Source organism: Tepidiphilus sp. HLB4 (assembly GCF_054823945.1).
The window spans coordinates 1-14,185 of record NZ_JSYB01000067.1 but is presented as its reverse complement, the minus strand read 5'-3'; the positions used below and the strand labels follow the sequence as shown (position 1 = coordinate 14,185).

13 protein-coding genes are annotated in these 14,185 nt (G+C 66.6%); 6 read left to right on the top strand and 7 right to left on the bottom strand.

What is annotated here, in order from left to right; all coding sequences use genetic code 11:
• Positions 1–11 precede the first annotated feature (11 nt).
• The 4 genes from metF (at position 12) to OA56_RS09200 (ending at position 4,244) form a co-directional block, all read left to right on the top strand.
• Complete coding sequence (metF, locus tag OA56_RS09215; protein ID WP_461584849.1) at positions 12–863, top strand: methylenetetrahydrofolate reductase [NAD(P)H]; 852 nt, start codon at positions 12–14, stop codon at positions 861–863.
• 175 nt (positions 864–1,038) lie between these two features.
• Positions 1,039–1,287: a FitA-like ribbon-helix-helix domain-containing protein gene (locus OA56_RS09210; protein ID WP_028873868.1), complete on the top strand. Its 249-nt coding sequence runs from the start codon at positions 1,039–1,041 to the stop codon at positions 1,285–1,287.
• Positions 1,284–1,712: a PIN domain-containing protein gene (locus OA56_RS09205; RefSeq protein ID WP_461584847.1), complete on the top strand. Its 429-nt coding sequence runs from the start codon at positions 1,284–1,286 to the stop codon at positions 1,710–1,712. Before OA56_RS09210 ends, OA56_RS09205 begins: the two co-directional genes overlap by 4 nt.
• 87 nt (positions 1,713–1,799) lie before the next feature.
• The gene (locus OA56_RS09200; RefSeq protein ID WP_461584845.1) at positions 1,800–4,244 is read left to right on the top strand and encodes a sensor domain-containing diguanylate cyclase; all 2,445 of its coding nucleotides are present in this window, start codon (positions 1,800–1,802) and stop codon (positions 4,242–4,244) included.
• A 25-nt stretch (positions 4,245–4,269) separates the two neighbouring features.
• Here the strand turns inward: OA56_RS09200 and OA56_RS09195 are convergent, their stop codons facing one another.
• The 3 genes from OA56_RS09195 to OA56_RS09185 all read right to left on the bottom strand — a co-directional run bounded on the left by OA56_RS09195 (position 4,270) and on the right by OA56_RS09185 (position 7,895).
• Positions 4,270–5,607: an alanine/glycine:cation symporter family protein gene (locus OA56_RS09195; protein ID WP_141056159.1), complete on the bottom strand. Its 1,338-nt coding sequence runs from the start codon at positions 5,605–5,607 to the stop codon at positions 4,270–4,272.
• A 91-nt stretch (positions 5,608–5,698) separates the two neighbouring features.
• Complete coding sequence (gene dmeF / locus OA56_RS09190; RefSeq protein WP_206202219.1) at positions 5,699–6,739, bottom strand: CDF family Co(II)/Ni(II) efflux transporter DmeF; 1,041 nt, start codon at positions 6,737–6,739, stop codon at positions 5,699–5,701.
• A gap of 97 nt (positions 6,740–6,836) precedes the next feature.
• Positions 6,837–7,895, bottom strand: a complete 1,059-nt coding sequence (locus OA56_RS09185; protein WP_037989189.1) for an NAD(P)-dependent alcohol dehydrogenase — start codon at positions 7,893–7,895, stop codon at positions 6,837–6,839.
• 188 nt (positions 7,896–8,083) lie between these two features.
• Between OA56_RS09185 and OA56_RS09180 the strand changes: the two genes are divergently transcribed.
• Positions 8,084–9,709 carry a methyl-accepting chemotaxis protein gene (locus OA56_RS09180; RefSeq protein ID WP_461584842.1) on the top strand — a complete coding sequence of 542 codons (1,626 nt, stop codon included), beginning with the start codon at positions 8,084–8,086 and terminating at the stop codon, positions 9,707–9,709.
• Here the strand turns inward: OA56_RS09180 and OA56_RS09175 are convergent.
• From OA56_RS09175 to OA56_RS09160, 4 genes are read right to left on the bottom strand one after another with little or no spacing between them, the layout of a single operon-like run.
• A complete protein-coding gene (locus OA56_RS09175) occupies positions 9,706–10,773 on the bottom strand; it encodes a sulfate/molybdate ABC transporter ATP-binding protein (protein WP_461584840.1) in 1,068 nt (355 codons plus the stop codon). The two genes, OA56_RS09180 and OA56_RS09175, sit on opposite strands and share 4 nt — an antisense overlap.
• Positions 10,770–11,666 carry a sulfate ABC transporter permease subunit CysW gene (cysW, locus tag OA56_RS09170; RefSeq protein ID WP_461584838.1) on the bottom strand — a complete coding sequence of 299 codons (897 nt, stop codon included), beginning with the start codon at positions 11,664–11,666 and terminating at the stop codon, positions 10,770–10,772. The genes OA56_RS09175 and cysW overlap by 4 nt, the downstream gene beginning before the upstream one ends.
• 1 nt (position 11,667) lies before the next feature.
• Positions 11,668–12,501, bottom strand: a complete 834-nt coding sequence (gene cysT, locus OA56_RS09165; protein ID WP_461584836.1) for a sulfate ABC transporter permease subunit CysT — start codon at positions 12,499–12,501, stop codon at positions 11,668–11,670.
• Positions 12,498–13,499: a sulfate ABC transporter substrate-binding protein gene (locus OA56_RS09160; RefSeq protein ID WP_461584834.1), complete on the bottom strand. Its 1,002-nt coding sequence runs from the start codon at positions 13,497–13,499 to the stop codon at positions 12,498–12,500. Before OA56_RS09160 ends, cysT begins: the two co-directional genes overlap by 4 nt.
• A gap of 231 nt (positions 13,500–13,730) precedes the next feature.
• Between OA56_RS09160 and OA56_RS09155 the strand changes: the two genes are divergently transcribed.
• On the top strand, positions 13,731–14,185 hold a 455-nt coding region (locus tag OA56_RS09155; protein WP_461584832.1), incomplete at its 3' end, for a transposase.

Genomic DNA, 14,185 nt, shown 5'->3' with positions numbered 1-14,185 from the left:
AGGAGCGACCGATGCCGCCGCTCGAGATCTCCGTCGAATTCTTCCCCCCACAAACGCCCGAAGGGGAGGCCAAGCTCGAGGAGGCGCGCCGGCGCCTCACCCAGCGCCTGCGCCCGGCCTACCATTCCGTCACCTACGGTGCCGGCGGCTCCACCCGCGAGCGCACCTTCGCCGTGGTCGAGCGGCTGCACCGCGCCGGGCTCGACGTCGCCCCGCATCTGTCCTGCATCGGCGCCACCCGCGCCCAGATCCGCGAGATCCTGCAACAGTACCAGGCGCTCGGCGTGCGCCGCCTCGTGGCGCTCAGGGGTGATCTCCCCTCCGGCGTGCGCGACCCCGGCGAGCTGCGCTACGCGAGCGAGCTCGTCGACTTCATCCGCGCCGAAACGGGCGATCACTTCTGGATCGCCGTCGCCGCCTACCCCGAATATCACCCGCAGGCCCCCAGCGCCCTGGCCGACCTCGACGCGTTTGCCCGCAAGATGCGCGCCGGCGCCGACTGCGCCCTCACGCAGTACTTCTACAACCCCGACGCTTACGCCCACTTCGTCGAGGAAGCCGGAAAACGCGGCGTCACCGCCCCCATCGTGCCCGGCATCATGCCGATCACCAGTTTCGCGCGGCTCGCGCGATTTTCGGATGCCTGCGGCGCCGAGATCCCGCGCTGGATCCGCAAGAAGATGGAAGCCTACGGCGACGATGCCGAATCGGTGCGCGCCTTCGGGCTCGAAGTAGTCGTGCGTCTGTGCGAGCGCCTGCTCCAGCTCGGCGCCCCGGGGCTGCATTTCTACACCATGAACCAGGCCGAGCCAACGCTGGCGATTGCCGAGGCGCTGGGCTTGACAGCACACCGCAGCAGGTGATCGCTGCGGCGCAGCCCCCGAAGCCGGCGCATCGCCCGGCGCTTCCACGGCCTCGCAAGGACGATCTCCCGATCACGTCGCGCAGGGCAGCGCCGCGCCCCAAGCTGCGAACCTTCTTGCCGTCTGGCCGGTCGATGCTTACACTAAAAGCATGATGCATGTAGCGGAGCCTTCCATGTCGAGCTTGACGATCTCCCAGATCGACGAAACCCTAGAGTCGGCCTTGAAACGGCGTGCCGCGCAAGACGGCGTTTCGGTGGAAGAGGAAGCCCGGCGTCTGCTGCGTCGCGCCGTGCTGGAAGAGGAAACGCCAGGGCTTGGCCAGCGCATTGCTCAGCGCTTCCACGACCTCGGAGTGGACGGTCTCCCCATCCCCCCCCGCACGGCCCCGCGACCGCCTCCCTTCCAAGACGAGACGGCATGATCCTGCTCGATACCAATGTCCTGTCCGAACTCATGCGCCCCACCCCGGCGCCGCAGGTGCTCGCCTGGCTCGATCGCCAAGTGCCCTCCCAGGTCTACCTCTGTGCCACCGTCCGTGCCGAAATCGAACTGGGCATCGCCCTTTTGCCAGACGGCCGGAAGCGCCAAGCACTCTACAGCGTTGCGCAGAGCATGTTCCGAGAAAATTTTGCCGATCGCTGCCTTCCCTTCGATGAGTCCGCCGCCATTCGCTATGCGGAAATCGTGGCAGTGCGCCTGCGCACTGGACGTCCGATCAGCGTAGAAGATGCCCAGATCGCGGCGACCGCCCTCAGTTGCGACCCGACGCTCGCAAGCCGCAACGTACGCGATTTTTCTGGCATTCCGGGTCTGCGCCTCGTCGATCCATGGGCGATGACACCTTGAGGTCAATGGTCTTTAAGCCCGCCATACGCCAACCGAAATACTCCGTTCGCCCCTTATAATTCAAACGGCTTCTTGCCGTGAGCCCCCATGCACACTGCCCTCGCTCTGCTCGCCGGCCCCCTTTTCGAGCACTCGCCCGACGCCATCCTCATCGCCGATACGAACGGCGTGGTGCGCGACGTCAATGCCGAATTCACCCGGCTCACCGGCTACGCACGCGAGGAAATCGTGGGCAAGACGCCGCGCCTGCTCAAGTCCGGCCAGATGCCCCTCGAGTTCTACCGCACGCTCTGGCAAACGGTGCTCTCCGGGCAGCGCTGGCGCAACGACATCCTCAACCGCCGCAAGGACGGTTCGCTCTACTGGGCCGACGAGATCATCCAGCCGATCACGCTCGACGGGGAAACGGTGCTGGTCTCTTTTCAGCGGGACGTCACCGAGCTGCGGCGGATGCGAGAAGCGCTGGACGAAGAACGCGCCCGCCTGGACGGTTTTCTGCGCGCGAGCCCCGCCGTGCTCTACGCAGTTCCGGCCAACGGCACCACTCAACCCCTCTTCGTCAGCGAGAACGTCAAGGACCTCTTGGGCAACCTACCGGTAGAACCGTGTTCCGATCCGCATTGGTGGCTGGAGCGCATCCACCCCGAGGATCGCGACGCGGTGCAGCGCACGCTCGACTTCCGCCGCTGGCCCGACGACACGCTCCTGCGCCGCTACCGGCTGCGCCATGCCGACGGCCACTATGTCTGGGTGGAAGACAAGGTCACCCTGGTACGCGACGGACAAGGTCGGCCCCAGTTTCTCAGCGGAGCACTCCTCGACGTCAGCCGCGAAGCCGAGCAAAGGGCGCTGCTCGACAAGCTCGCCCGCCACCTGCCCGGCGTCATCTACATCTTCAAACGTACACCGGACGATCACATGTCCTTCCCCTACGCGAGCGAAGGCATGCGCCGCATCTGCGGCATCGACCCGGAAGCGGTGCGCGAAGACGCCACGCCCTTCTTTGCCTCGGTGCACCCCGAAGACCAGGCGGCGATGAGGGAAACCTCCGACCATTCCGTGGCCACGCTCGAACCCTGGCGGCTCCTCTACCGGCACGTGCACCCCGACGGGCGCATCGTCTGGGCCGAGGGCGAAGCCACCCCCGAACGCCAGCCCGACGGATCCACCCTGTGGTACGGCTTCATCGCCGACGTCACCGCGCGCGTCGAGGCCGAGCGCAAGCTGCGCGAGCAGGAAGTCCTCTACCACACCGTGCTCGATAACCTCCAGGAAATCTGCTACGTGGCCGAGGTCACCCCCGAGGGATTCCGCTTCCGCACTGGCAACGCCAAGCTCTACGAGCTGTTCGGCCTGTCGCCCGAGCGCTGGATCGGCGCGAGCCCCCGCGAGCTCTTTCCACCGCAGACCGCCGAACACATCGAAAAGAATCTCCGACGCAGTCTGGAGGAAGGACGGACCCTGCGCACCGAGACCGCGATGGCTACCGCCCACGGCTGGCGCGAGTTCTCGGCCTCCATCACCCCCCTGTTCGACGAAAACGGCCGGGCACGCTACCTCGTCGGCCTGGTGATGGACGTCACCGAGTACAAGCGCGCCATCCGCCGCGCCCAGGAAGCCTCGAGGATCGCCGCCGAGCGAGCGCAGACCCTGAAGACGCTGCTCGATGCCGTCGGCGAAGGCATTTTCGGCATCGACACGGACGGTGCGATCGTCTTCTGGAACCCCGCGGCGGAGCGTATCCTCGGCTACCGCGCCAGCGAAGTCCTCGGGCTCGACGCCCATCAGACGATCCACGGTCAGCACCCCGACGGCACGCCCCATCCGCGCCAGGAATGCCCCGTGCTCCGTGCCATGCTGGAAAACAAAATCATCGCACGGAAGGAAAGCTACTTCCACCACCGTGATGGGCACCTGATCCCCGTGCTGCTCACCGCCACGCCCGTGCCAGGAAGCGGCGCCGTGGTCGTCTTCACCGACATCACGCAGATCAAGGCCATGCAGGAAGAGCTTCGGCACCAGGCCGAGACCGATCCGCTCACGGGCTTGGCCAATCGCCGCCGGTTCTTCACCGCCCTGCTGCTTGCCGGCGAACGCGTGGCCCGCAAAGGGGACCGTTGCGCCGTCCTGATGCTCGATCTCGATCACTTCAAAGCGGTGAACGACCGCTACGGGCACGCCGTAGGCGATGCCGTGCTGCGCTCCTTTGCCGAGATCCTGCGCGATTCGCTGCGCAGCTCCGATCTCGCCGGCCGCGTCGGCGGCGAAGAATTCGCCGTGCTCCTGCCGCACACCGATCTTGCCGGCGCGCTTCTGCTCGCCGAGCGCATCCGCCACGCCGTGGCCTCCTACTGCCGCGTGCCCCAACACCCCGAACTGCGCATGACGGTAAGCATCGGCGCCAGCGAACTGCTGCCCGAAGACCCCTCCCCCGAAGTCGCCCTCGCGCGCGCCGACGCCGCCCTCTATCGCGCCAAGCAGGCCGGGCGCAACCGGGTGGTGGCCGCCTGTGCGACCTCGCAGCCCGATTGACCCGGCCCTCGCTCACTCTGATCGCTCAAGACGGCCCACCCTTCCGGCCAAAGTATCGCTCCGTCTCCGCCTTCACCACCCGGGCGAGCAGCAGCAAGGCCACCAGGTTGGGCACCGCCATCAGGCCATTGGCCACGTCCGAGAAATTCCACACCAGCTCCAGCTTCACCGTGGCTCCCACCAGGATCACCGCCACGAACACCGTGCGGTAGATGCGGATCGCCTTGTGCCCGAAGAGGAACTCGAACGCTTTCTCGCCATAGTAGCTCCAGCCGATCACCGTGGAATAGGCAAAGAGCACGGTGGCGATGATCACCACCCAGGCACCGACGCTGCCGAGGTTGTGCGCGAAACTGCGCATCGTCAGATCCGCCGGCGAAACCCCTTCGAGCCAGTGCGGCGCCGTCAGGATCACCAGCGCGGTCATGGTGCACACCACCAGGGTGTCGATGAAGGTCTGGGTCATCGACACCAGGGCCTGTTTCACCGGATCGTCGGTCTTGGCTGCCGCCGCGGCGATCGGCGCCGACCCCAGCCCTGATTCGTTGGAGAACACGCCGCGCGCCAGGCCATAGCGCATCGCCGCCGCCACCGTTGCCCCAGCGAAGCCGCCCGCGGCCGCATGCGGGTGGAAGGCGTAGTAGAAGATCGATTCGAGCGCCGGCAGCAGTCGATCCCATTGCAAAACGAGCACGACGATCGCCGCCAGGCAGTAGAAAAAGATCATGAAGGGCACGAGCCAGGCAGTGAAGCGCCCGATGCTCTTCACCCCGCCCAGGATCACCAGCGCGGTGAGAAAGAGCATCACGCCGCCCGAGACCCAGGTTGGGATGCCGGCGGTGGAGGCGAGCAGCTGCGACACCGCATTGACCTGCGTCATGTTACCGATGCCGAAGGAGGCGATCACGGTGAAGACGGCAAAGAGTACGCCGAGCCAGCGCATCCCCAGACCGTTGGTAAGGTAATACATCGGCCCGCCCTTGTAGCCGAGCGCCCCCGGCTCGCGGTACTTCACCGCCAGTACCGCCTCGGCATACTTCGTGGCCATGCCCACCAGCCCCGTCACCCACATCCAGAATACCGCGCCCGGCCCACCAAGGGTGATGGCGGTCGCCACCCCGACGATGTTGCCGATACCCACGGTGGCCGCAAGCGCCGTGGTGAGCGCGGCGAAATGGCTGATATCTCCCGCGGCGCTCGGCTCCTTGTGGAAGATCAGGCGAAAAGCATGCCCCAAAGCGCGGAACTGCACGCCCCGCAGCACGATGGTGAGATACAGGCCGGTGCCCACCAGCAACACCAGCATCGGCACGCCCCAAACGAAGTTGGCCAACGTCGAGAGCAATCGGTCTAGGGTTTCCATGTCTCGCTCCTCTTTGGTGTTTTAGGTCGGTTCACGCTCAAGGAAGGCGTCGGCGCGATCGCATGATGATAAGCCGAGGTTGTACCGCTCCTCAACCCTCCCCTGCCGGGGTGCGATTGACTTCGATGGTCAGGTGACTCAGGGCCGACAGGTCTTTGAGCCGCTCCTTGTACTGCTGGGCGCTCTCCGGCTGCGAGGAATCGAGCGTGACGATGCAGGCGAAGGTCTGCGGTCCCAGGCGCCAGACGTGCAGATCGGTGACGCGGGTGAGGCCGTCGCGCTGCAGGCGATCGACGATCTCGTGCTCGAGCGCGCCGAAATCCTCCGCGTCGAGCAGCGAGCGCATGGACGTGCGCGCAAGCCCCGCGCTCCAATAGAGGATGACGGCGGCGCCGACCAGGCCGATCAAGGGGTCGAACCAGGCCCACCCCCCCCATTTCCCCGCAGCGAGCGCGGCGATCGCCAGCACCGAGGTGAAGGCATCGGCCAGCACGTGCAGGAAGGCGCCGCGGTAGTTCGGATCGACCGGGGCGCGCCCGATCGTCTCCGCGACCGTCGCCCCACCCTGCTGCTTCGGCGCACGACCATGCTCGTGCCCATGCGCCGTATTATCCCCTTCATGCCCGTGGCCGTGCGCATGTCCATGACCGTGGTCATGCTCGTGCCCCGCCCCAAGGATCACGGCGCTCGCCAGGTTCACGACGAGTCCGATCACCGCCACCAGCAGCGCCTCGTCGTAGGCGATCGTGCGCGGCGCAAGCAGCCGCTCGACCGACTCCCACACCAGCCCCAGGGCGACGAGCGCAAGCAGCAGCGCGCTGGTATAGCCGCCGAGCGCGCTCACCTTGCCGGTGCCGAAGGTGAAGCGCGGGTTGGCGGCATGCCGCTCGGCATAGTGATAGGCGAACACCGCCACGCCGAGCGCGGCCACGTGCGAGCCCATGTGCCAACCATCGGCGGTGAGCGCCATCGAACCGGTGAGATAGCCGAAGGCGATCTCGAAGAGCATGGTCACGAAGGTGAGCGCCACCACCCACGCGGTGCGGCGCATGCGCTGCCGGGCATGGGGATCGACTTCGAAGGGATGCTGCCAGGGCTCGAGCGGTGGCGTGGAAGACATGGTCGAAGCCATGAAAAAGGTCCGGTGCCAGAACGATTCTCATTCTAGCACCGGACCCACGCGAGCACGGCTCGCGCCAAACTCCAGCGCGACCGACTCCCGCTCAGGATTACGGCTTGATCGCGACCTTCAGCACGCCGTCGCGCTGGTTGGCGAAGAGGTCGTAAGCGGCCACGATGTCGTCGAGCTTATAGTGGTGCGTCACGAGCGGCGTGAGGTCCACGCGGCGGCTGGCGACCACTTCGAGCAGGCGACGCATGCGCTCCTTGCCGCCGGGGCACAGGGTGGTGACGATCTTGTGGTTACCCAGCCCGGCGGCGAAGGCATCGAGCGGCAGTTCGAGTTTGCCGGAATACACGCCCAGGCTCGAGAGCGTGCCGCCCGGCTTGAGCGCGCGCAGGCAGGATTCGAACGTGCGCTGGGTGCCCAGCGCCTCGATGGCCACGTCCACGCCGCGCCCGTTGGTGATCTCCATGATCTTCTGTACCGGATCGACCTGCTTGAAGTCGATGACGATGTCGGCCCCGAGCCGACGGGCGATCTCGGCGCGCTCCGGCACCGTTTCCACGGCGATGATCTTGGTGGCGCCCTTGAGCTTCGCTCCCGCAGTGGCGCACAGGCCGATGGGCCCCTGGGCGAAGACGACGACGATGTCGCCGATGCGCACTTCGCCGCTCTCGGCCCCCGAAAACCCCGTGCTCATGATGTCGGGGCACATCAGCACTTCTTCGTCGGTGAGGCCATCGGGAACGGGAGTGAGGTTTGCCTGGGCGTTGGGGATGCGCACGTACTCGGCCTGGCAGCCGTCGATGGTGTTGCCCAGTTGCCAGCCGCCCATGACCTTGCCGCCGCACTGGCTGGAGACGCCGTCGAGGCAACTGTTGCACTGCCCACAGGGCGTGATCGCCCCGGCGATGACGCGCTGGCCGACTTCGAAGCCGGTGACGGCGCTGCCGAGCTTCTCGATGATGCCCACCGGTTCATGACCGATGATGAGGCCGGGCCGCACGGGGTATTCCCCCTTGAGGATGTGCACGTCGGTGCCGCAGATCGTCGTGGTGGTGACGCGCAGCAGCGCATCGGTGGGCCCGATCTCGGGAATCGGGCGCTCCTGCAGCTCGATGCGCCCCGGCGCGACGAACACGGCGGCTTTCATGGTCTTCTTCATAGAGTTCTCCTTGCACGACGGTGAAGCGGCACCATGCGGCCTCACACTTCCATCAGCATAGCACCGTCGTGGTGTCAGGATCATGAAAACGCGGATTTGCCAGAAAAAACCACGTCATTTTTCGCATCGATCCGCCTCGCCCTGCCCTAAAATGTTCAGCAACCATCCTTCCGAGCCGAGGTCCAATCATGTCTCTCAGCGTAAAGAGCAAGCTCATCACCTCGTTCTGCGCCGTGGCGGCGATGATCGCCGTCGTGATCACCGTCACTTCTTACAATCTGTCGCTCATGGCGGAGGCCGTCGAGGAAGTCGACCGCTCGCACGGAGTCATTACTGCCCTCACCCGCATGCGCGAGGCGCTCATCAACATGGAGACCGGCGTACGCGGTTTCGCCCTCTCGGGCAAGGAGAGTTTTCTCGAGCCGGTCCAAATCGGCGAACAGGAATTCCAGAAGGCATTCCAGGAAGCTTTGGCGAACACCAAAACTCCGCAGCGTCGCGCGGCGATCGAACGGCTGGCAGCCATGGGCAAGGAGTGGCAGCAGCAAGGGCTCACGCCGCTGATCGCCCTGCGGCAAGAAATCAATGCCGGCAGGGCCTCGTTTGCCGAGATGGAAGCGCTCGTGCGCAGCGAGCGCGGCAAGGCCAAAATGGATGAGATTCGCGCCACCTTTGCCCAAATCATTGAAGAACGGCACGGTCTGCTGCAGCAAAGGCTCCAAGAGTTGGACGAGATCTCCGCCCAGACGCAGTGGGTTCTATACGGCAGCGGCGCGGTGGCCTTCGCCCTGGCGATCACGTTCGCCCTGGCGCTCGCGCGCAGCATCGGAGGGCGCATCGCCATCGCGCTGCAGGCGGCCGAGGCCACCGCTGCCGGGGATCTCACCACGCCGGTGCGCGTCGAGGGTAGCGACGAGATCGGCCGGATGCTACAGGCGGTGGCCACGATGCAGCAATCGCTGCGCGAGATGCTGGGAGAGATCCGGCGCAACACCGATCACCTCTCCGAGGCCGCCACGACGCTTGCCACCGTCGCCGGCGACGTGGAGCGCGCCGTCAATGAACAGAACGACGCCTCCTCCACCATGGCCGCAGCGGTGGAAGAGCTCACGGTGAGCATCGGCGAGGTGGCGAAGAACGCCGAGGAAGCGAGCAGCGTGGCCCGCGAATCGGGTGCCATCGCCAAGGAAGGTGGTGAGGTGATGCAGCGTACGGTCGAGAGTATCAAGAAGATCGCCGATCGCGTCACCGAAGCGGCCAAGGACATCGGCCAGCTGGAGAAACACTCCGCCGAGATCACCTCCATCGTCAACGTGATCGAGACGATCGCCGAGCAGACGAACCTGCTCGCCTTGAACGCCGCCATCGAAGCGGCGCGCGCCGGCGAATACGGCCGCGGCTTCGCGGTGGTGGCCGACGAGGTGAGGAAACTGGCCGAGCGCACCACCGTGTCGACCCAGGAGATCACCGAGATGATCGCCCACATCCAGCAGGGCACGAAGCAGGCAGTGACGGCAATGGAGACCAGCGTGGCCGAGGTCGAACAGGGGGTGCAGCTCGCCAACGCCGCGGGCGAGTCGATCGAGCGCATCGCCGAGGGCTCGGGGCGCGTCATCGACTACGCCAGCCACATCTCCGACGCGCTCAAGGAACAGTCGGTGGCCAGCAACCAGGTGGCCCGCAACGTCGAGACCATCGTGCAGATGGCCGACAAGAACCATCAGACGGTCAACCGCGCCACCGCCGCCGTGAAACTCATCGAAGACGCGATGCAGACGCTGCGCCAGGCGGTAGGCCGGTTCAAGATCGGCTAGGGCTCAGCGCGTACGGCGAACACCCGCAGCCGGGCCGGCACGAGCCGCACCGGCTGGCCGGGGGAAAGCGCCAAGGCGGCGCAGCGCTCGCGCGGCAGCTCGACCTCGAAGCGGCGCGCGGGCTCGCCCTCCCCGTCCAGTTCCACCCGGGCGCTCGCCCCGAAGGCCAGGATTCGGGCCACGCGCGCCGGCACGCCCTGCCCCGACTCGGCCGGAACGATGTCGAGCTCGAAAGGCCGGGCGAAGGCGACCACTTCCTCACCGGCGGGAAGCGGTGCCTCGTGCGGCAGCAGCGACTCGCCCACCCGCAGCCCCGTTGCTTCCAGCCGCCCCTCGAAGCGGTTGACCGAACCGAGGAAGTCGTAGACGAAGGGCGTGGCGGGATGGTGATAGACCGCCTCCGGCGTTCCCACCTGTTCGACGCGGCCGCGATGCATCAGCACCACGCGGTCGGCCACCTCCAGCGCCTCTTCCTGGTCGTGGGTGACGAAAATCGAGGTGACGTGCAGCTCGTCGTGCAGGCGCCGCAGCCAGCGGCGCAGCTCCTTGCGCACCTTGGCGTCGAGCGCCCCGAACGGCTCGTCGAGCAGCAGCACCTTGGGTTCGACCGCCAGCGCCCGGGCGAGCGCGATGCGCTGGCGCTGCCCGCCGGAGAGCTGCGAGGGGAAGCGATCGGCGATCCAGTCCAGTTGCACCAGTTCGAGCAGCGCCATCACGCGGCGGCGGATCTCGGCCTCGCCCGGGCGCTCGCGCCGCGGTTTCATGCGCAGGCCAAACGCCACGTTGTCGAACACGCTCATGTGGCGGAAGAGCGCATAGTGCTGGAAGACGAAACCGACGCGGCGTTCGCGCACGTGGGTGTCGGAGGCGTCCTCGCCATCGAAGAGCACCTGCCCCGAGTCCGGCTGCTCCAAGCCGGCGATCACGCGCAGGAGCGTGGTCTTGCCGCAGCCCGAAGGGCCCAGCAACGCCACGAGCTCGCCGTCGGGGAAGGCGAGCGAGACGTCGGCCAGCGCAGTAAAGGCGCCGAAGCGCTTGCAGATGTGTCGGACTTCGATGCTCATGTGCGGCTCCCACGGCGCAGGGCGGCAAAATCGCCGCGACGCTCGATGGCGTGCTTGACGACCAGGGTCACCAGGGCGAGCAGCGCCAGGAGCGAGGCGACGGCGAACGCCGCCGAGAACTGGTATTCGTTGTAGAGGATCTCGACGTGCAGCGGCAGGGTGGTGGTCTGGCCGCGGATGTGGCCGGAGACGACGCTCACCGCGCCGAATTCGCCCATGGCGCGGGCGTTGGTGAGGATCACGCCGTAGAGCAGGCCCCATTTGACGTTGGGTAACGTCACGTGCCAGAAAGTGCGCCAGCCGCTCGCGCCCAGCACCACCGCCGCCTCTTCTTCCTCGCGCCCCTGCGCCTGCATGAGCGGCACGAGCTCGCGCGCCACGAAGGGGAAGGTGACGAAGACGGTGGCGAGCACGATGCCGGGAACGGCGAAAAGGATCTTCACCTCGTGCGCCGCGAGCCACGCGCCGAACCAGCCGGAACTGCCAAAGAGCAGCACCAGCCCCAGCCCTGCCACCACCGGCGAGACCGAGAAGGGGAGATCGATCAGGGTGAGCAGCAGCGCCTTGCCGCGGAAGGAGAATTTCGCGATCGCCCAGGCAGCCGCCACCCCGAAGACGAGATTGAGCGGCACGGCGACGGCGGCGGCAAGGAGCGTCAGCTTCAACGCCGCAAGCGCGTCGGGCTCGACGAGTGCGGCCAGATACACCGCCCAGCCCTTGCGCAGCGCCTCGACGAAGACGGCCGCAAGCGGCAGCAGCAGAAAGAGACCGAAGAAGGCGAGCGCGAGCGCGATCAGGGCGCGGCGTACCCACGCGGGCTCGGCCGTGACCGGCCGCAGGGCGGCACGGCGGGCAGGCAGTTCGAGGGCAGGCAGCGCGGCAGCGGCGTCCATTTCATTGCTCCTTGCCGCCGCGGCGGGCGGCCCAGGCTTGCAGGGCGTTGATGACGAGCAACAAGGCAAAAGAGGTGGCCAGCATCACGGTGGCGATGGCGGTGGCCCCCGCCTCGTCGTACTGTTCGAGCCGGCCGATGATGAGCAGCGGCGCGATCTCCGAGACGAAAGGGATGTTCCCGGCGATGAAGATCACCGAGCCGTACTCCCCCACGGCACGGGCGAAGGCGAGCGCAAACCCGGTGACGGTGGCCGGCAGCACGTGCGGCAGGATCACGTGGCGGAACACCTGCCAGCGGCTCGCCCCCAGGCTCGCGGCCGCCTCCTCGAATTCCGGCTCGAATTCCTCCAACACCGGCTGCACCGTGCGCACCACGAAAGGAATGCCGATGAAGACGAGCGCCACGAGAATGCCCAGCGGCGTGAACGCGACCTTGACCCCGAGCGCGGCAAGCCACCCGCCCAACCAGCCGTTGGGCGCGTAGAGCGCGGTGAGCGCGATGCCGGCCACCGCCGTGGGTAGCGCAAACGGCAGGTCGATGAGAGCGTCGACCAGGCGCTTGCCGGGAAAGGAGTAGCGCACCAGCACCCAGGCGAGCAGCAGGCCGAAGACGGCATCGATCGCCGCCGCCGCGAGCGCCGCCCCGAAAGAAAGCCGGTAGGCGGCGAGCACCCGCGGGTTGCTCACCACGCCCACGAACTCGCCCCAGCCCAGCTCCAGCGTTTTGCCGAACACCGCCGCCACCGGCAGCAGCACGATGAGCGAGAGGTAGAGCAGCGTATAGCCCAGCGTGAGGCGGAAACCCGGCAGCACGCCCGTGTGCGCAGCCATCATTTCTGCCCGAGGATCTGGTCGAGCACGCCGCCATCGGCGAAGTGCGTGCGCTGCACCGCCGCCCAGCCGCCGAAGACTTCTTCCACGGTGAAGGTGCGCACCGCGGGGAAACGCGCCGCGTGACGCTGGCGCACCTGGGGGTCACTGGGGCGGAAGTAGTGCTTGGCCATCACCTCCTGCGCCGGCTCGCTGAAGAGAAACTGCAAATAAGCGCGCGCCACCTCCGCCGTGCCGCGTTTGGCCACCACCGGCTCCACCACCGCCACCGGCGCCGGCGCCTCGATGGAGACGGACGGATAGACGATCTCGAACTCCTTGCCGCCCAGCTCCTGCGCGATCAGGCGAGCCTCGTTCTCGAAGGTGACGAGCACGTCGCCCACCCCGCGCTGGGTAAACGTGGTGGTCGCCCCGCGCCCGCCGCCGTCGAGCACCGGCACGTTGCGAAAGAGCGTGGCGACGAAGGCGCGCGCCCCCTCGTCCGAGCCCGTCTTCTGCCGGGCGTAGCCCCAGGCCGCGAGATAGGTATAGCGGCCGTTGCCCGTCACCTTGGGATTGGGCACGATCACCTGCACCCCCTCGCGCACGAGATCGTCCCAATCGCGGATGGCCTTGGGATTGCCCCGGCGCACGAGGAAGACCATGGTGCTGGTGTAAGGCGCCGCCCCGTGCGGAAAGCGCGAGCGCCAGTCGGGCGCGACGAACCCGCGCTCGGCCAAGAACTCGAGGTCGGACGCCTGGTTCATGGTCACCACGTCCGCCTCCAGCCCCGCCGCCACGGCAAGCGCCTGCTTGGACGAGCCGCCATGCGACTGACGGATCGTCACCGCCTCCCCCTTGCTCGCCTGCCACGAAGCAGCGAAGAGCGGGTTGATCTCTTTATAGAGCTCGCGCGAGACGTCGTAAGAGACATTGAGCAGACTCGTCTCGGCCCGCGCCGGGCCGGCCGCGACCAGTGTCAGCAAGGCCGCCAAGGCGGCAAGAAAACGCCAGGAACGCATCGTCCATCCTCCGGTGAGATGAAGAGGATGGTAGCGAAGGGGTATAGGCGGTTCAACGGGGCGGGGGTTGGTAGGTTATTCTTCGAAAGAATAAATTCGATTAACCGTATCCATTTGGCTAAAGTACTGCAGGGTTTCCCCTTGCCTCGATATACAGGGCATCTCGAAAAACCCCTCCACCCCCGGTCTCTGATAAAAATCCTCTGTCCTGATTCGAGAGGAGCCCGAACCATGGCGCGCCGCACCGCGATCCAGCCCGACCTCTTTGCCGCAGAAGAACATCGCGCCAAGCTCGATCGCTTGGGCGATCCCCTGCAGGAGATGGACTCGGTGATCGACTTTGCGGCGCTGGCGGCGGAAGTGGAGAAGATTTTTCCCTCGAAGGATCAGCCCAAAGGCGGACGGCCGCCCTATCCGATCGAGACGATGGGGCGCATCGTCGTGTTGAAGCGCCTCTATGGGCTCTCGGACGAACAGATGGAGTTCCAGCTCCTCGATCGGATGCGCTTCAAGCGCTTCTGTGGGCTGGAGCACTCGCGCACGGTTCCGGATCGCACCACGATCTGGCCAAAGGCTACCGGTCGCAGATCCAGCGCAAGGCCAAGCCCCAACGGCCACTGCCCAAGCGCCAGAAAGCGCGCAACAGGCGCATTGCTCGCGTGCGTGCGCGGGTCGAGCACGTGTTT